Below are 15,908 nucleotides of genomic sequence, written 5' to 3' on the forward strand. Positions count from 1 at the left end.
CACTAAAGCCCGACACATTCTTCCTCACTCTTTTTATCTTAAGAAAATCTTAAGAATTTTCTTCCAAAAATTATATTGATTACCTATTAGCAGTAGTGTACTATCTCATTAGTACAATTTTTGGAACTTATCATATCTCTAAACGTAATAGAAGAGGAGAGAGTAAAGGGAGGAAACAGATGCAAACGCAAGTAAAAGAACCCCAGCATAAATTGCCGAAAGAATCATTGCGCGTCGGATTAATAGGCGATGGCATCTTTGATGTAGTCGTACTGCTGATTTTTGCTGTCCTATTTGGATTGGATTATCTATTCGAATGGCCGGCTTGGATTGGAACAGTGCTTCTGATATTACTTATCGTCTCTATTCCGTTAGGTATTATCGGTTATTTGGCAACAGTCATCGATCATCGCAACTGGCGCTACGACATAGACGAGGAATATGTTCAGCTGAAACAGGGGGCATGGTTCCAAAAGGATCAGCTAATTCCGGTGACAAAAATCCAATCTGTCGAAACGAAACAAGGGCCTTTGTTAAGGAGATATAATCTTCGGGCAGTAGAGATCGAGACAATGGCTGGCGAATACAGCATCCCGGCATTACCTGATAAAGAAGCCTATGCACTGAGGGATGAAATTGCAGCGTATAGCAAGGCAAAGGAAGAGGATGACTGATGGAGAAAAGACGTTATCATCCAGCTAACCTGCTCTTTGGTATCGGCAAAACAATAAGGAATTGGATTTTTCCTCTTATTATTACTATTTTTTTCGACAACTCAGATGGTTGGGGAACATATGCAAAATACTTCATTTTAGGAATAATAGTGCTTTCCATAGCCAGTATTGTTCTGAAATGGTTTACAGATACATATATAGCCGATGAGCGAGCATTCCATCTGTACAGCGGCGTATTCTCAAAATCAAGCCGAACTGTTCCATATGAAAAAATCCAAAATGTAACGAAGCATACAAATCTCCTGCATCGCTTGCTTCGATTGACTGCGATTAAATTCGAAACAGGCTCCAAGGAGAAAGCTGTAGAATTCGAGGTCTTAACTAACGAAGAAGCCTTTCGTTTAGAGCAGCTGACAAAAGGAACTGTACAGGAGCCATTTCCTATACAGAACACAGTGATCAGCGAAGAAGTTCTGGAAGAAGAAGATACGGTATCTGAACAGAGTGTTCCTCGTACTGAGAAGAAAACGATCCATTTCAAGCCGACAAAAAAAGAGCTTATCCGAGCGTCATTTACGTCCCTGAGTTTTTTACTCGTTGTACCGCTGTTGATTTCTTTCGTTCTGAAATTCGATATTTTCTTTGATTGGAGCGAAATACGTCAGTATTTACCGCTATTGAAAGTCTGGTGGATTACAACGCTTGGTGTTATTGGAATAGTTGTGATATCCCTGCTTGTCGGGATGTGGCGAGTCGTGCAGAAGTACGGTAACTATGAGCTCGCGTCTGATGATTCCCACATGTATATCCAGACGGGACTTTTAAGTGAGTCAGCCTTTTCCATCCGAAAAGATCGGGTGCAAGGGATTGAGATTACGCAGCCGATATTACATCGATTGTTAGGGTTAGCGAAAGTGAAGCTGATCAGTACAGGTTCACTGGATATTAGTGATGAGACTGAGACGATTAACTCGTTATATCCATATTTTTCGCTAAAGCAGGCACAAGCTATGATTACGGAGGTATTACCGGAGTATCAGGTACAGCTTTCGATGGAGAAGCTTGAGCAAAAAGTACTGATTTACCGCCTGCTCCAGCCAAGTATTATATGGCTCGGAGTGACCATCACCTTGTACTTCTGGCGTCCAGAATTGTTAGGCTATGAAATGAAGTGGTGGATTGTATCTCTTGTTCTGCTAATTTTGATAGGTATGTATCGCTATTTGAATTTTAAACATACAAGCTATTTGATCAGCGAGAAATTCTTCCAGATAAAAACGGGAGCATTCACAACGACACTATTTGTGACAAAAAGAAATAAAATGATCGAGATTGCCAGGAATCAAAATCCTCTCCAGCGCTGGCTCAACTTGGCAACAATCGAATCTGTCAATCGGGCTAAGCCCGTTTTGCATAATAAAATCAAAGATATTCCAGCAAGCGAAGCGAACCGTTTTTATGAATGGTTTCACCAACGGACAAGAGATGTCCGGAGGCAATAGGGAAAAAGGGACAGCTCAATATGTGCTGTCCCTTTTTATTTAAAACCCCTCTCGAGGGATTTCTCTTCCTTCTCCGTTTTTAAGAGATCCATCTTTCCTTACATTATCGATCTTCCCGTCTATGGTTCCTTCGGTGTAAGTATCTGTAACTTGTTCATGTGTAAGGGCTGTGCCCTTATCGATAAGATCTGTATAGCTATAATCTTTTGCATCATACATCTTTTCGGCAACTTCATTGGCAGTTTCTTGCTTTGATTTAGCCATCTGTATTCCTCCTTCCGTATAGACATTAGTTTCTCAAAATAAAGACAAAATATGTTCGGTAGTTTGAATGGTTATAAATGGTGTATATATAATGCAAATGTCCTGTTTAGCAGGGAAAGTGTTTATCACCGTCAACATATGGGAAACCTTGAAGTAAGAAAGTGTATGGTGCAGAAATTTGGCATAAGAAAAACCTTTACTATGTAAACGCTTTCATTATAGAATCTATATAAGAAAGTTCTGCATCCTCAAAAAAGAAGGAGTGGACAGAAATGAAGAAAAATGAAAACAATTTTTTCGTAGGGTTATTATATGGTACAGGCTTGAGTATTCCGCTTTGGGTAACATTCTTTGCAGTAGTGAAAGGTATTTCTGAAGTGCTAACCTAAAGCATGAAAAAAAAAGCGTCAGCTGCAGCTGTCGCTTTTTTTTCATGTATACTAATAGAAAAAAGGACGTTTTACAATGCAGGATTTCAATACGATCTATAAATTGATGGAAAGTGCTTTTCCTCCCGAGGAATATCGCAGCTATGCGGAGCAAAAAGCGCTGCTAGAGAGGGACGATTATCACATTCATGTATATGAAAAACAGGGTGAATTTGCGGCATTCTGCGCGATTTATATATTGCCAGAGTTAGCATTTATCGAACACATTGCAGTCAATGAAGATTTTCGAGGCCAAGGGATGGGCAGTAAAATCATGAGGGAAGTCATAGAAAGCTTGGATAAACCAATTATTCTTGAGGTGGAGCCGCCAGATGGGGGAGAGAATGCAGCCCGGCGTGTGCGGTTCTATGAAAAGCTCGGGTTTCACTTGCACGACTTTCCTTATGAGCAACCGCCCTTACGCCAGGGAGAGGAACCACTTCCTTTGCAGCTAATGAGCTATCCACATGCTTACGATGCTAAAGCATTCGGGCGGGTAAAAGATGCGATTCTCCAGAATGTGTATGGAATTTAAAAGAACGCCTGCCCGGCGTTCGACTCGTTAGCGGTAATCATGCTTGTCTTTCCGATAGGCACGAAGGGTCGTCCGTAAGGCTGCATAGCTTCCAATAGCAGCATAGCCATAAAAATATCCCATAAATATTGCAGCAATGAGATTGTGGGGATGGCTGAAAAAGATAGATAAAATCAAACCGCTCAGTAAGGCAATCGTAGGCGTATACTTGCCGGGAAGCGGCAGCAGATGCTTCACGATTTGCGTAAAAATAAGAACGATGGGTACACCAAGCACGGCATCCCAGAAGTTTGTTATGATCATAGGAAATTCCAACGTCCCTACCTCCTTTGTATAACGTATGCTGGGCTGTCCCAACTTATTAAGGATGCAGGTAAATTTCCTTTGCGAGCAGAAAAACCGTTTAGCAAAAGGCGTGGTTGGGAAACAGATTATTAAGAAAACTAGCAATATATTAGAAGTGCATCTTTACGATTGACCTGCATATATGGGATGGTGTATAGTGGATGTACACTAGATATTGTGTTACGGAGGCCGGTAATATGCAAAGATACCTATTCGAGTACAAAATCCTGCCAACTGGCGAAACAAGTGAATTCAGTCACGTTGCAGCTTCTGAAGAAGAAGCCCGCCAGTCCATTAAGGAACGTGTGGCAGATTTGGAATTCGTTGAACCAGAAGAAGTCGAAATCGGCAGCTTGCTGCGTACATTGGATGCAAGCAAACGCTATTACGAATGTGAAGGATGCACCTGATAAAAAAAGCGACCCAGAGCTAATGCTCATGGGTCGCTTTTTTTATAGCTTAAACACAGCAATCGATTCATTCAGCTGACGGCTTATATGTGTCAGTTCTTCTGCAGATGTTGCGATATTTGCAACAGCCTGAATCTGGTCAGCGATGGATGCTGCTATTTCTTCCACACTGGCAGCCGTTTCTTCAGATACACTGGATGCATTCTGGATGCTGTCCGTAATGTCATTCGTTTGTGCAGTGACTTGTTTGATTTCTTCAATTAGTCTGCTGCCAGCATTCTTCGTAGCTTCTGCTGCAGCTTCGATAGCCGCAAATTCAGCTGCGGTAGCAACGACAGAGTGATTCAGCTGTTCTGCCTGCTGCTTATTGGACTCAATCCGGGCTACATTTTCTGCCGCTTCTTTTGTAATGGAGCTGATCATTTGCTGGATTTCTTTTGTAGCACCATTGGACTGATCAGCCAGCTTCCGAACTTCACTTGCAACCACAGCAAAGCCTTTGCCGTGTTCTCCAGCCCGTGCTGCCTCGATACTTGCATTTAGAGCAAGCAAATTCGTTTCTTCAGTGATACTTTTGATAACATCGGTAATTCTTACAATTTGCTGCAGGTTCTTATCGAGTTCCTGCATTCCGGCTGAGATAGCTTCTACGGACTGCATCGATGCATTGTTGGCCGACGTCAAATCATGCATCATATCGCTGCCTTTTGCCGTTGCTTCACTTGTTTGAAGTGCCGCTTGGGCGATTGCATCACTTTGTGCTGTCATCAGGCGGATGCTATCGTTGAATCCGCTTAGATGATAGGTTGTTGTTTCCAGATCAGAGGCTTGAGAGCTGGCTCCTTGGGCGATGTCGTCTACTGCTACCCCGACCTGTTCGCTGCTTGCAGATGTTTCCTCACTTACAGCGGAAAGCTCCGAAGCTGCATCTGACACTTTATCACTGGATTGAATGATGCTTTGTACCAAAGCACGCAGTTCGCCAGACATCTTTGTGAAAGCATTACTCAGGACGCCTATTTCATCTTTTGTTTCTTTGAGCTCCTGTTCTCTGAAATCACCAGCGGCGAGCTGTGTAGCTGCGTCCGTCACTTCTTTTAATTGTGCCAATTTAGGACGGATCAGGAAATAGAAAAGAATAAGGCTGATTAGTGTAATACCAATCGTTACGCCGATGATAATCCATTTGACTGTCTCCAAATCCTTATAAAACATGTCAGTATAGACCGTAATACCAACCGTCCAGTTCCAAGGCTGGAAATAGTTCACGTAAGCCATCTTTTCTCTGACTTCTCCTGTTTTTTCATCTGTGTCATCGTAGCTCATGAAGCTGTCATTATCATTCGTCGATTGCGCTAATACAATCAAGTCTTCCCGATTTTTCTTCGTGCTGTCATCTCCCGGCGGCGAACCAATTTCCTCTCTTGGGTGAAGCACCATATTTGCCTTGGAATCGTAAGCGATAATATAGCCAGCGCCATTTTTATAATTGAAATTTGATTGCGATAAATCATGCGCGCCGCCCTCTATAGGACCGTTCAATATAGTACGGGCTTCTTCTTGTGCTTCTTCTAAGGTCATTTCACCATTTTCTACACGTTCATTCAACAGCGTAAGTACGCTTGTTGCACTGTTTGCCATATGCTGTAGGTCCATCTTTCCAGAACTAATCAGCTCATTCTTTGCTGTCAAATAACTGATTGTACCGACAGCCGCGCCGCAGATGATTGTGATCACTGCAACGATAATCATTAACCTAACTGCTAAGCCATGTCTCTTTTTCATGGTATTCCCCCTCTGAACATAGATCTGCTCACCTATATAATCGGTGTTTGAAAACGTTTGTGAAGTGAAATAGGAAAAGGATATAAAATTTCTGTAAAAATCCTCTGAAATTTGGAAAGGGAGATGCGAAATGACGGCGATAACGCATATAGGCATGACAGTTTCCAATCTTGATGCAGCGATCAATTGGTATAAGGAGGCATTGGGCTTCCGAATCGTTGCGGGACCATTCGATATGAAAACGGAAGAGGGAGACATGACCCGAGATCTTCAGGGAGATGAAGTGAAGCATATTCGGAATGTCCATATGAGTGCAGCAAATCAGGTGGGCATTGAATTGTTCGAGTTTGTCGTTCCGCAAACAAAGGGGGAGACTGCCAGGAAACCTTGGGAGCCAGGGATATTCCATCTTTGCGTAGTGGCTGAAGGGGGAGATGTACATGGTATGGCAAAAAAAATCGAGAAGACAGGCGGGAAGATTATCAGCAAAATATGGCCGCTCGATGAAGAGAAAGCCTATTACTTAGTTTATTGCCAAGATCCATTTGGAAACATTATCGAAGTTTACTCTCATAGTACAGAACAGATTTTTGCTAACCGTTAAGCAGCTCCATGGCAGTTTAGTAATGGGAAGAAGGTTATGCAGGAACACCCATGTCTGGAAAAACAAGTCTGTCATCTAGAACGTCTGCACCCTTTACCGGTTTGGGTCTATCTGCTATACAGCATGTCCTCTATAATTGTGACAACATCTGATTCGTATCAGCAAAGGAGGACATGCATGTATATGAAACGACAGTTACTTATAGGAATTCTAGTTCTTTTTGGCGCGTTTATTCTGCTTTATCCATCAACAAGTTTCGCCCAAAGCGGAACGGTTGATGTAGACACGACTTTGAATGTCAGGACAGAGCCGTCCACTTCTTCTGCCATTATCGGAAGTCTGCATCCGGGAGAAACAGTTGATCTGCTGGAAGTGACAAACAACTGGGGCAAGATTACATACAACGGCAAGACAGGCTACGTGAGCATGACTTACATACAGACTGGTTCAGGAGCATTAGAAGGAAAGACGATTGCTATTGATGCTGGCCATGGCGGGAAAGACAGCGGGGCTGTAGCAAACGGTGTGCTCGAAAAAAATGTTGTTCTGCCTATTGCACAGAAAACAGAAGCAAAGCTCAAGGCACAAGGTGCTGACGTAGTCATGACTAGGTCCGGGGATACATTCGTTGAGCTGGAAGATCGAGCTGCTAAGGCAAATGCAGCAGATGCGGATGTGTTTGTCAGTATTCATGCAAATGCTTCATCAGCAACATCTGCCAGCGGTACGGAAGTTTATTATTATCCTGGGTCATCCAGCGGACAGTCACTGGCTTCCAGTGTGCAAAGCGGTCTTGTTAACCAGCTGGGGTCACGTGATCGAGGCATTAAGAGTGCTGATTTCAACGTTCTCCGAAACACAAGTATGCCTGCTGTACTGGCAGAGATCGGATTCGTCACAAATGCTGCGGAAGCGGAGAAGCTTGCATCGAGTGCATATCAGGACAAAGCAGCCACTGGGCTTGTGCAAGGAGTAAAAGAATACACAGAATAACCTATATATTCACGCAGGTAAAAAGCAGCAAATCTAGTATTTGCTGCTTTTTACTTTCAATTGCTTGGTCAAGTAGCCTATGAAAACTTAAATTTCTTCCGTGCAAAGAGAATTGTAAATTATTTGGTAAGACTATTAGACTATTAATTGGCAACATATTCATCTATAATGGATGGCGAATCTACAAAATTCTACAAATAAGGAAGGGGAATCGTATGCTAGGGAAACATCTGACGCACCGCTCGCTGTTGGTCTTTATTATCGCACTTATAGCAGTTGTTGCTTTTTTGCCGGCAACGAGTTATGCGAATAGCGGAACTATCGACGTATCGACGTCTCTGAATGTAAGAGCAGAGCCTTCTAATGATGCAGAAGTAATCGGTAAGCTGCAAGGCGGACAGGCGATTGAAATCAAGGAAGTCAGTCATGACTGGGGCAAGATAGATTATTATGGGCAAGAAGGATACATAAGTATGGTGTTTGTCAGCGGAGCCCAGGATTCTGGATCTGCACAAGCAGATGTGCAGCAGACATCCCAGACTGCTGACGCAACAGAAGGCTATGTTCAAGTTGCTACATCCTTGAATGTTCGATCGACTCCGAATATGTCAGCTGATGTCGTTGACAGTTTATATAATGGAGATGCAGTCTCTATTTTGTCGATTGATAATAACTGGGCCCAAATTGAACATAATGGTACAACTGGTTACGTGAGCATGGATTTCATCACGACAAGTGAAAATGAAGCATCTTACAGCCTGTCACCGTTAAAAGGTAAAACAATTGTGATTGATGCAGGTCATGGCGGTAAAGACAGCGGGGCGATCGGAGATTATTTTTACGAGAAGTCAGTCGTTCTCTCCATTGCTTTAAAAACACAAGCTCAGCTGGAGAATTTAGGAGCAAATGTCATCATGACGCGAGACGATGATACATTCGTGGCACTGGAAGCAAGGGCGGCTATGTCAAATGCTTCGAATGCTTCTATGTTCGTGAGCATTCACTTGAATGCCACTTCTGAAGAATATGTCAATGGAACGGAAGTATATTATTATCCGGATGGCGATACGAGTGTACAGCTCGCTTCGACAGTGCAGGATAATCTCTCTTCCCAGTTAGGATCAATTGACCGTGGTACACAGGCGGCTGATTTCAGCGTACTGCGTAATACCAATGCACCGGCAATCCTGGCGGAAATCGGTTATATCACTAATTCAGCAGAAGCTGCTAATCTGGCAACATCCGGTTATCAGGAAAAAGCTGCTTCTGGAATTGTGAAAGGTCTAGAGAGCTATTATCAATAAAAAAGTGAAACGATGCGGAGTTATTCCGCATCGTTTTTTATTTTTTCAATTCGACGTCCGCAATGTAGTAGGAAGACCCATCTGTTAATTCCTTGTACATCTCAATATATATCTGGTTTATTTCCTTACCATCCTTATTGAGGATATTGCGCCAATCCTGTCGAACTTGTCCTTTACTGGTGGAAGAGGTCTTCTTGGAATAAAGTCGATGTGCATCCGGGATGATTTCCTTCACATAATTGGAAATGCTCCGCTCTAGCTCATGCCGGATAACTGCTTCTTTGCCCGCAGTATATGCGTATCGAAATTGCATCTGGCTGTTCGTCCTCCTAAGTATGCTCTATTGATTAGAACGTTTGTTCTTGTTTCTAGTATAAAGGATACGCAGTAAGTTGACTAGTGTAATTTGGCAAAGTAAACCTAGTTTGTTTGTGACAAAATATTGAACAGAGCTGGCAGAAAAGGTTCCAAAATGTAAGCGCGTCATTTGCATGCAGTTTGGATATATAGTAAACTTGGTTTGTAAGGAAAGTAAAGAATGTAAGGAAAACTTGAAAGAAGGGCGAAATCATGGAATTAGCAAAGCTTAGTTCAAAAGGGCAGATAACCGTTCCGAAACATATCCGGGATGTGCTCAGCGTCAAGGAAGGGGAGCATGTTGCATTCGTTGAAGAAGGCGGAATCGTATTCATGGCGAAGGCGGATCTTGATTCGATCCATGATCTGCAGGAAATACTAAGCGACAGTAAGTTCAAGGAAGTCGTCCAGAAAGCAAAACATTTAAAATAGGAGGCATCAGTATGAACATCCGTGAATCAGAATTGCCGGGTATCGGAAGGAAGTTCGAGCTTATGACGGAAAATGACGATAAAGTTGTCGTAATCATCCATGATGATGGCCGTCGGGAAGTTTACCATTACGATGATGAAGATTTGGACGAAAGCATTTCCGGTGTTACTTTCACCGACTCTGAGGCAAGACAGCTAGCTTCTATCATCGGTGGAATGACGTATAAGCCGAAAGCAGTGGAAACAATTGAAGTCGCATTCGATGACCTTGTGATCGAATGGTTTAGGCTTGGCCCGAATGCACCGATTATCGGCAAGTCCATTGGTGAAATCGGCATTCGTCAGAACTACAACATCAATATCATCGGGATCGTGCGCAAAGATCATACCAAGCAGCTGAATCCAGGTGTTGATTCAATTTTCAAAAGCGGAGATACAATCGTCATTTCCGGCGAGCGGGCAGATATAAAACGTGCCAGCAGTGAACTATTCTTGAAAGAAAGGGGATAGACTATGGACCATTTAGTCTTTGAAGTAGGGACTGCGCTTGTATTAATCGCAATCGCAGCCATACTTGCCAACAAGTTAAACTTCTCCATCATCCCATTCCTCATTATCATCGGGATGCTGGTCGGACCACATGCACCTAGTTTTGGCATCATTAATCTCCAGTTTGTCCACAGTGAAGAAATCATCGCATTCCTCGGACGAATTGGTGTTCTATTCCTCCTGTTCTATCTGGGACTCGAATTTTCAATCGGGAAGCTGATTAAATCAGGTAAAAATATTGTTGTAGGCGGCAGTATCTATATTGGAATCAACTTTGCACTCGGCTTCCTGTATCCTTTCATACTTGGTTTTCCAATCAAGGAAACATTGATCATTGCAGGTGTCATTACAATCAGTTCCAGTGCGATTGTCGCAAAAGTTCTCGTTGATTTGCGCCGTACCGGTAATACGGAAACAGAATTGATTCTAGGTATCATTATGTTTGAGGACATCTTCCTCGCTGTTTATTTATCCACTGTATCAGGCTTGGTACTAGGTGACTCCAATTCCTTGGGAGGAACAATCCTGTCCATTCTGATTGCGCTAGGTTATATGCTGTTGTTCTTCGTCATTGCACGAAAGGCAGCACCTCTTTTAAGCAAGCTTCTACGTATCTCCTCTAATGAGGTATTTATCATCGTCATTTTCGCATCACTATTCTTTATTGCAGGCTTCTCGGAGACAATCCACGTAGCCGAAGCAATCGGTGCGCTCCTGCTCGGGCTTGTATTCTCTGAGACCGATCAAGGTGAGCGGATTGAGCATATGGTTGTCCCATTCCGTGATTTCTTCGGGGCCATCTTCTTCTTCAGTTTTGGTCTGAGTATCGACCCGACAACACTGGGAGACGCTGTATGGCTTGCACTCGGAGCTGTTGCTATCACAATTATCGGTAACTTCGTTGCTGGTATGATTGCAGGACGACGGGCAGGTCTGTCACATAAAGCGTCCACGAACATCGGTCTGACCATTGTCTCCCGTGGAGAATTTTCCATCATCATGGCCAATATAGGTTTGGCGGGAGGACTTATGGGGGTGCTGCAGCCTTTCTCGGCGCTGTACGTGCTGATTCTTGCCATACTTGGCCCATTGATGACAAAAGAATCTAAGCATATCTTCAATTTCCTTAATAAGATATTCAAATGGCAGGAAGTCAAGCCTAAAAGGGTTCGTCAATCCTAATCATAAAAAGAAGGTACACAGTGTGTGCCTTCTTTTTGTTATGCCAATAATTTTACAAGTAAATAGCTTGCGGCAATCCGTGTATGGCAGGTAACATATAAGGAACACTTGTCCGAAATATTCTGTCGAATCCTATTTGAAGGGAATGCTTGTATGACGAAGCTATCAATCTTTCATCCGGCTGTATCGCGGATCATAGATAATATCAATAAAGTGATTATAGGGAAAGAAGAACCAATTGTACTTAGTCTGACTGCGCTGCTCGCTGGAGGTCATGTTCTATTGGAAGATGTTCCTGGTGTGGGTAAGACGATGCTGGTCCGCTCCCTTGCCCGTTCAGTTGACTGTGATTTCAAGCGTATCCAATTCACACCTGATTTATTGCCATCTGATGTTACAGGTGTTTCCATCTACAATCCGAAAACACTGGAATTTGAGTTTCGTCCTGGACCGATTCTAGGGAATATCGTACTTGCCGATGAGATTAACCGTACATCTCCAAAGACACAGTCTGCTTTGCTTGAGGCGATGGAAGAAAAGAATATCACAGTAGAGGGCAATGCACTGCCGCTAGCTGATCCGTTCTTTGTCATGGCAACACAGAACCCTGTTGACTACGAAGGAACTTATCCGCTGCCTGAGGCACAGCTGGACCGCTTCCTTCTGAAGATACAGATGGGATATCCGAATGCAAAAGAAGAGATGCAGATGCTTGCTGCTGTTGGTATGAAACATCCAATCAATTGCGTCGAGCCTGTCATGACTAAAGACGATTTGCTGAACATGCAGGAAGCGGCAGCAAACGTGTATGTCGATTCTCAAATACAGCAATATATAGTGGATTTGGCGCAATTATCACGCAGCCATCCGGATGTTTATCTTGGGCTTAGTCCGCGTGGATCTATTGCTATGATGCGGGCAGCGAAGGCATATGCCTATATCCATAACCGCGATTATGTAATTCCGGATGATGTGCAAGTTTTGGCGCCATTTGTTCTAGGCCATCGGATTTTACTCCGTTCAGAGGCACGCTATGATGGGCTGACACCTGAAAGATTGGTTCAGCGTCTGCTGAAGGCAATTGACGTACCAGTAGAGAGGGAATCTGTACATGAAAGGTAAGTTCCGCTTTGTTTTTAAGCTCGTTGGTATAGCCTTGCTGGCTGCCATCCTGTTTTGTTATAGCATGTTCCAAGGCGGTTTTGTGAGCTGGTTCCTATTTTATGCCTTTCTTCCGATTCTGCTTTATGTGCTCCTAGTGCTGTGCTACCCACTCAGCAGCTGGAAGGTGGATCGCACGCTTTCCAAATCCTATATCAGGAGCGGCGGAGAAGTGACCGTCGAGATCAGCTTGACTCGTCGTTTCCCTTTCCCGCTTGTATATTTGGAAATGGAAGATTTGTATGACAGATCTTTGCTGAAGGTGAGCAGACCAGATGGAACACTCCAGATTGCCCATTCTCGTCAGCCTAAGCAGCATATTCTGTTTCCTTGGTTCCGGAGGAATCTCCGAGTCAGTTATGTGCTGGACAGACTTCCGCGAGGTGAACATAGCTTTCATCAAATTCGTCTGCGTACTGGCGACCCATTTCAACTGGTCGAAAAAGAAGCGGTTTTCGAAATCATGCAGAAGCTGCACGTTTACCCAGCTGAAAGGGAGATTACAGTCGGGAATCCGCAAAGCGTTTTTGAAGAAGGCGCTGCTGTTGCTTATGCTCCGCGTTCAAAGCAGACGAGCGTCGTCTCTGGCATTCGGGAATACACCCCGGGTGACCGGTTCAGCTGGATCGACTGGAAAGCTTCTGCCAGAAAACAGGATATGATGACGAAGGAATTCGAACAGGAAAAAAGTGCAGATGTACTTGTCGCATTTGATAGAAGGGGAACCGGACAGACGGCAGATCTTTTTGAATATGCAGTTGTCATTGCTTTTTCTGTCTATCAGAAGCTGAAAAGCAGAAATGAGCAAGTCGGTTTCATGAGCATCGGCAATCCAGCCAAGTGGCTGCCTGCTGCAATGGGCAGTGCGCAGCTTCAGCGTGTGCAGCAGTATTTGACTACTGTACAGCAGGAGCAAGAACAGCCGCGGCTTCAGACATTGGCAGCAGAACTGTCACGACAGCCTAAAGGGTCGACAGTCTACTGTGTAACAACCGATTTGGACAGCCGGGAGCTGGCTGTGCTGCGAAAACTAAGGCAGAGCGGCTATGTACTGACCATTTTATACATTTGTCGCCACGCAGAAGTAGGAACAAAGGAAAAGAACCTTATACGGGAAGTTCGCCAGCTTGGCCATCAAATGGACATCTATCCGATACAGCAAACAGCCAAAACGGAGGTGCAGCGGAATGCGTAGAAGGGTCGGTCAATTACAGTGGCTGCGTTATCTTATCTTTGTATGTGGATTCCTTTTGTTTTGGGAATGGCTCCGTCCGCTTGATCAGATCAGCGATACAGGCAATTTGCCGCTCTTTGTCGTGTTCACAGCTATCTGCTTCCTGCTGTCCGCTCTCAAACTGCGCTGGTGGCTTAGCTTTTTGTTGAAGTTTATTTTGATGGTATTAGTTCTGCAAGTATTTCTAATGCAGGAAAACTTGATATCCGGAAGCTGGTTCACTTTCATCCTATCGGAGCTGCAGAGCAATCTCAAATTGCTGTTCACTGGCGAATTTGTATCGCTTACGCCATTTTTTAGAACGCTATTATTTTTGACTCTGCTTTGGCTGATGAGCTATTTGCTTTATTACTGGTTCATCGTTGCCAATCGTATTTTCTTCTTTATTATCATGACATTCCTGTACATCGGGATACTTGATACGTTTACACCTTATGATGGCAGCGGAGCAATTGTCCGTGTCTTTCTGATCAGCTTTTTCGCGATGGGGATTTCTGCCTTCGCGAGACTATATAAGGGCGGAGAAAAACGGCAGTTTCCGAAGCAAGTGCTGCTCTGGAGTATCCCGCTTCTATCCATACTTGCCGTTTCGGCTGCAGTAGGCTATGCAGCACCGAAGCTCCCGCCGCAATGGGCTGATCCCGTGCCATTCATCCAAACGATGTCAGATAACAACAATGAAAACGAAGGAGAAGGCGGTATTCAAAAAGTCGGATACGGAGAAAATGATTCCCGTCTGGGGGGGCCGTTCGTCCAAGATAATACCATCGCCTTCTGGGCAGCAACAGAAGCAAGCGGTTATTGGCGAGTTGACAGTAAAGATGTGTATACAGGAAAAGGCTGGGAACGCTCAAGAGAGGCAAAACCGCAAAGCTTCCAGAGCGGAGAGCCGGTCGGAATCGATCTTTACACGGAAAATGTAGCTGTGGAAGCACGGGAAGCAATCGTCTATCCTAGTCAAAATCAAGTGCTGGACAGGCTCGTATATCCTTATGGTGTGCAGACATTTTTCAGCGGCCAAGTAGGAGCTGCAGTTGATTCAGATTTTGGAGTGGTGGAAACGTTCAATCGAGCCCAATATCCAGATGAGAATTACACGATAGCCTTCGAGGAACCGCAGTATAATATCGAAGACCTGCGCAATGATTCTGAGCTGGATGACGACAATACCCATTATCGTTATACGCAGCTGCCTGAGAATTTGCCGGAGCGCGTCCGTGATTTGGCTGCGGAGATAACTTCTTCTGCCGATACACGGTATGATAAAGCGAAGGCAGTGGAACAATATTTTAATCAAAACGGATTTCAGTATCAGACACAGGATATACCTGTACCGGAAGATGATCAGGACTATGTCGATCAGTTTCTATTTGAAAGCAAAATCGGGTATTGTGATAACTTTTCTTCTGCAATGGTCGTACTGTTACGATCAGCTGATATTCCTGCGCGCTGGGTGAAAGGGTTCACGGCAGGACAGCCTGGCTCGAACCCGAATATATCCACTCCAGATGGGTTGTCCTCTTATATAGTTACGAACGGAAATGCCCATTCATGGGTGGAGGTGTATTTCCCGGAAACTGGTTGGGTTCCGTTTGAACCAACGCAAGGGTTTACAAACCCTGCAGAGTTTACTAGTGAAGAAGATGCAGCAGAAGAAACTCCAGAAGCACAAAATGATACGCCTGAACAAGAAGAACAAAGTCCGGCTCCAGAGCAGCCAGAAGAGCAGCAGCAGGAAGAAGAACAGGTGGCAGATAGCCAGACGGCTAGTAATACACTTCATCCACTGTATTGGATTATTCCGTCGGCCGTACTTTTATTAGCCGCTATTGCCTTGTATTTCACCCGCTATAAATGGCTGACAGCCTATTACATTCGAAAATACCGGAATGAACAATCCGAGGAGACATATGGTAAAGCCTATCATTATTTGCTGCGGCTGCTGGCGCATAAGGGGTTCAAGCGTCATTCTGGTCAGACACTCAGGGAATATGCGGTAACAATTGATCAGGAATTCGGCAATAAACGGATGTCTGAGCTTACGAGCGAATACGAAAGAATTCTGTACCGCAACGAAAAAAGTGCACCTGCATGGATAAATGCTGTCGAATTGTGGGAAAATTTAATTAAACAAGCGGCATCTTGACCCA

17 protein-coding genes are annotated in these 15,908 nt (G+C 44.1%); 13 read left to right on the forward strand and 4 right to left on the reverse strand.

Annotated features, from left to right (window positions below; all coding sequences use genetic code 11):
* Positions 1-179 precede the first annotated feature (179 nt).
* Positions 180-674, forward strand: a complete 495-nt coding sequence (locus ABXS78_RS03570) for a PH domain-containing protein (protein WP_366248960.1) — start codon at positions 180-182, stop codon at positions 672-674.
* Complete coding sequence (locus ABXS78_RS03575; protein WP_366248961.1) at positions 674-2,176, forward strand: PH domain-containing protein; 1,503 nt, start codon at positions 674-676, stop codon at positions 2,174-2,176. Before ABXS78_RS03570 ends, ABXS78_RS03575 begins: the two co-directional genes overlap by 1 nt.
* Positions 2,177-2,215: 39 nt before the next feature.
* Here ABXS78_RS03575 and ABXS78_RS03580 read toward each other — a convergent pair whose 3' ends face one another.
* Positions 2,216-2,440: a YozQ family protein gene (locus tag ABXS78_RS03580; protein ID WP_095223410.1), complete on the reverse strand. Its 225-nt coding sequence runs from the start codon at positions 2,438-2,440 to the stop codon at positions 2,216-2,218.
* A 465-nt stretch (positions 2,441-2,905) separates the two neighbouring features.
* Here ABXS78_RS03580 and ABXS78_RS03585 point away from each other — a divergent pair, with 465 nt between their 5' ends.
* Entirely contained in the window at positions 2,906-3,403 is a 498-nt protein-coding gene (locus ABXS78_RS03585; RefSeq protein ID WP_366248962.1) for a GNAT family N-acetyltransferase, read from the forward strand.
* A 27-nt stretch (positions 3,404-3,430) separates the two neighbouring features.
* On the opposite strand, the gene ABXS78_RS03590 is transcribed toward ABXS78_RS03585, so the two are convergent.
* Positions 3,431-3,718, reverse strand: a complete 288-nt coding sequence (locus ABXS78_RS03590) for a hypothetical protein (protein ID WP_095223412.1) — start codon at positions 3,716-3,718, stop codon at positions 3,431-3,433.
* 227 nt (positions 3,719-3,945) lie between these two features.
* On the opposite strand from ABXS78_RS03590, the gene ABXS78_RS03595 reads away from it, so the two are divergent.
* A complete protein-coding gene (locus ABXS78_RS03595) occupies positions 3,946-4,158 on the forward strand; it encodes a hypothetical protein (RefSeq protein WP_095223413.1) in 213 nt (70 codons plus the stop codon).
* Positions 4,159-4,200: 42 nt separating this feature from the next.
* On the opposite strand, the gene ABXS78_RS03600 is transcribed toward ABXS78_RS03595, so the two are convergent.
* The gene (locus ABXS78_RS03600; RefSeq protein WP_366248963.1) at positions 4,201-5,943 is read right to left on the reverse strand and encodes a methyl-accepting chemotaxis protein; all 1,743 of its coding nucleotides are present in this window, start codon (positions 5,941-5,943) and stop codon (positions 4,201-4,203) included.
* Between the two features lie 130 nt (positions 5,944-6,073).
* Here ABXS78_RS03600 and ABXS78_RS03605 point away from each other — a divergent pair, with 130 nt between their 5' ends.
* From ABXS78_RS03605 to ABXS78_RS03615, 3 genes are all read left to right on the forward strand, one after another.
* Entirely contained in the window at positions 6,074-6,547 is a 474-nt protein-coding gene (locus ABXS78_RS03605) for a VOC family protein (protein WP_366248964.1), read from the forward strand.
* 177 nt (positions 6,548-6,724) lie between these two features.
* Positions 6,725-7,540, forward strand: coding sequence for an N-acetylmuramoyl-L-alanine amidase (locus ABXS78_RS03610; RefSeq protein ID WP_366248965.1), 816 nt, complete (start codon positions 6,725-6,727; stop codon positions 7,538-7,540).
* A 215-nt stretch (positions 7,541-7,755) separates the two neighbouring features.
* Positions 7,756-8,844 carry an N-acetylmuramoyl-L-alanine amidase gene (locus ABXS78_RS03615; protein ID WP_366248966.1) on the forward strand — a complete coding sequence of 363 codons (1,089 nt, stop codon included), beginning with the start codon at positions 7,756-7,758 and terminating at the stop codon, positions 8,842-8,844.
* A 37-nt stretch (positions 8,845-8,881) separates the two neighbouring features.
* Here the strand turns inward: ABXS78_RS03615 and ABXS78_RS03620 are convergent, their stop codons facing one another.
* A complete protein-coding gene (locus tag ABXS78_RS03620) occupies positions 8,882-9,157 on the reverse strand; it encodes a hypothetical protein (protein ID WP_366248967.1) in 276 nt (91 codons plus the stop codon).
* A 257-nt stretch (positions 9,158-9,414) separates the two neighbouring features.
* Between ABXS78_RS03620 and ABXS78_RS03625 the strand changes: the two genes are divergently transcribed.
* The 6 genes from ABXS78_RS03625 to ABXS78_RS03650 all read left to right on the forward strand — a co-directional run bounded on the left by ABXS78_RS03625 (position 9,415) and on the right by ABXS78_RS03650 (position 15,904).
* Entirely contained in the window at positions 9,415-9,633 is a 219-nt protein-coding gene (locus ABXS78_RS03625) for an AbrB/MazE/SpoVT family DNA-binding domain-containing protein (RefSeq protein ID WP_095223419.1), read from the forward strand.
* A gap of 11 nt (positions 9,634-9,644) precedes the next feature.
* Entirely contained in the window at positions 9,645-10,142 is a 498-nt protein-coding gene (locus ABXS78_RS03630; protein ID WP_366248968.1) for a cation:proton antiporter regulatory subunit, read from the forward strand.
* Positions 10,143-10,145: 3 nt separating this feature from the next.
* Positions 10,146-11,363, forward strand: a complete 1,218-nt coding sequence (locus tag ABXS78_RS03635; RefSeq protein ID WP_095223421.1) for a cation:proton antiporter — start codon at positions 10,146-10,148, stop codon at positions 11,361-11,363.
* Between the two features lie 153 nt (positions 11,364-11,516).
* A complete protein-coding gene (locus tag ABXS78_RS03640; protein ID WP_366248969.1) occupies positions 11,517-12,485 on the forward strand; it encodes a MoxR family ATPase in 969 nt (322 codons plus the stop codon).
* Positions 12,475-13,719, forward strand: coding sequence for a DUF58 domain-containing protein (locus ABXS78_RS03645; protein WP_366248970.1), 1,245 nt, complete (start codon positions 12,475-12,477; stop codon positions 13,717-13,719). Before ABXS78_RS03640 ends, ABXS78_RS03645 begins: the two co-directional genes overlap by 11 nt.
* Complete coding sequence (locus tag ABXS78_RS03650; RefSeq protein WP_366248971.1) at positions 13,712-15,904, forward strand: DUF4129 domain-containing transglutaminase family protein; 2,193 nt, start codon at positions 13,712-13,714, stop codon at positions 15,902-15,904. The genes ABXS78_RS03645 and ABXS78_RS03650 overlap by 8 nt, the downstream gene beginning before the upstream one ends.
* Positions 15,905-15,908 lie beyond the last annotated feature (4 nt).

The sequence above is a fragment of the Terribacillus aidingensis genome (genome assembly GCF_040703035.1).
Lineage (GTDB): Bacteria > Bacillota > Bacilli > Bacillales > Amphibacillaceae > Terribacillus.

Bases quoted from the DNA above. Each gene is read 5' to 3' on its own strand.
- ABXS78_RS03570 (WP_366248960.1), top strand. From the start codon at position 180: ATGCAAACGCAAGTAAAAGAACCCCAGCATAAATTGCCGAAAGAATCA.
- ABXS78_RS03575 (WP_366248961.1), top strand. From the start codon at position 674: ATGGAGAAAAGACGTTATCATCCAGCTAACCTGCTCTTTGGTATCGGC.
- ABXS78_RS03580 (WP_095223410.1), bottom strand. From the start codon at position 2,440: ATGGCTAAATCAAAGCAAGAAACTGCCAATGAAGTTGCCGAAAAGATG.
- ABXS78_RS03585 (WP_366248962.1), top strand. From the start codon at position 2,906: ATGCAGGATTTCAATACGATCTATAAATTGATGGAAAGTGCTTTTCCT.
- ABXS78_RS03595 (WP_095223413.1), top strand. From the start codon at position 3,946: ATGCAAAGATACCTATTCGAGTACAAAATCCTGCCAACTGGCGAAACA.
- ABXS78_RS03600 (WP_366248963.1), bottom strand. From the start codon at position 5,943: ATGAAAAAGAGACATGGCTTAGCAGTTAGGTTAATGATTATCGTTGCA.
- ABXS78_RS03605 (WP_366248964.1), top strand. From the start codon at position 6,074: ATGACGGCGATAACGCATATAGGCATGACAGTTTCCAATCTTGATGCA.
- ABXS78_RS03610 (WP_366248965.1), top strand. From the start codon at position 6,725: ATGTATATGAAACGACAGTTACTTATAGGAATTCTAGTTCTTTTTGGC.
- ABXS78_RS03615 (WP_366248966.1), top strand. From the start codon at position 7,756: ATGCTAGGGAAACATCTGACGCACCGCTCGCTGTTGGTCTTTATTATC.
- ABXS78_RS03620 (WP_366248967.1), bottom strand. From the start codon at position 9,157: ATGCAATTTCGATACGCATATACTGCGGGCAAAGAAGCAGTTATCCGG.
- ABXS78_RS03625 (WP_095223419.1), top strand. From the start codon at position 9,415: ATGGAATTAGCAAAGCTTAGTTCAAAAGGGCAGATAACCGTTCCGAAA.
- ABXS78_RS03630 (WP_366248968.1), top strand. From the start codon at position 9,645: ATGAACATCCGTGAATCAGAATTGCCGGGTATCGGAAGGAAGTTCGAG.
- ABXS78_RS03635 (WP_095223421.1), top strand. From the start codon at position 10,146: ATGGACCATTTAGTCTTTGAAGTAGGGACTGCGCTTGTATTAATCGCA.
- ABXS78_RS03640 (WP_366248969.1), top strand. From the start codon at position 11,517: ATGACGAAGCTATCAATCTTTCATCCGGCTGTATCGCGGATCATAGAT.
- ABXS78_RS03645 (WP_366248970.1), top strand. From the start codon at position 12,475: ATGAAAGGTAAGTTCCGCTTTGTTTTTAAGCTCGTTGGTATAGCCTTG.
- ABXS78_RS03650 (WP_366248971.1), top strand. From the start codon at position 13,712: ATGCGTAGAAGGGTCGGTCAATTACAGTGGCTGCGTTATCTTATCTTT.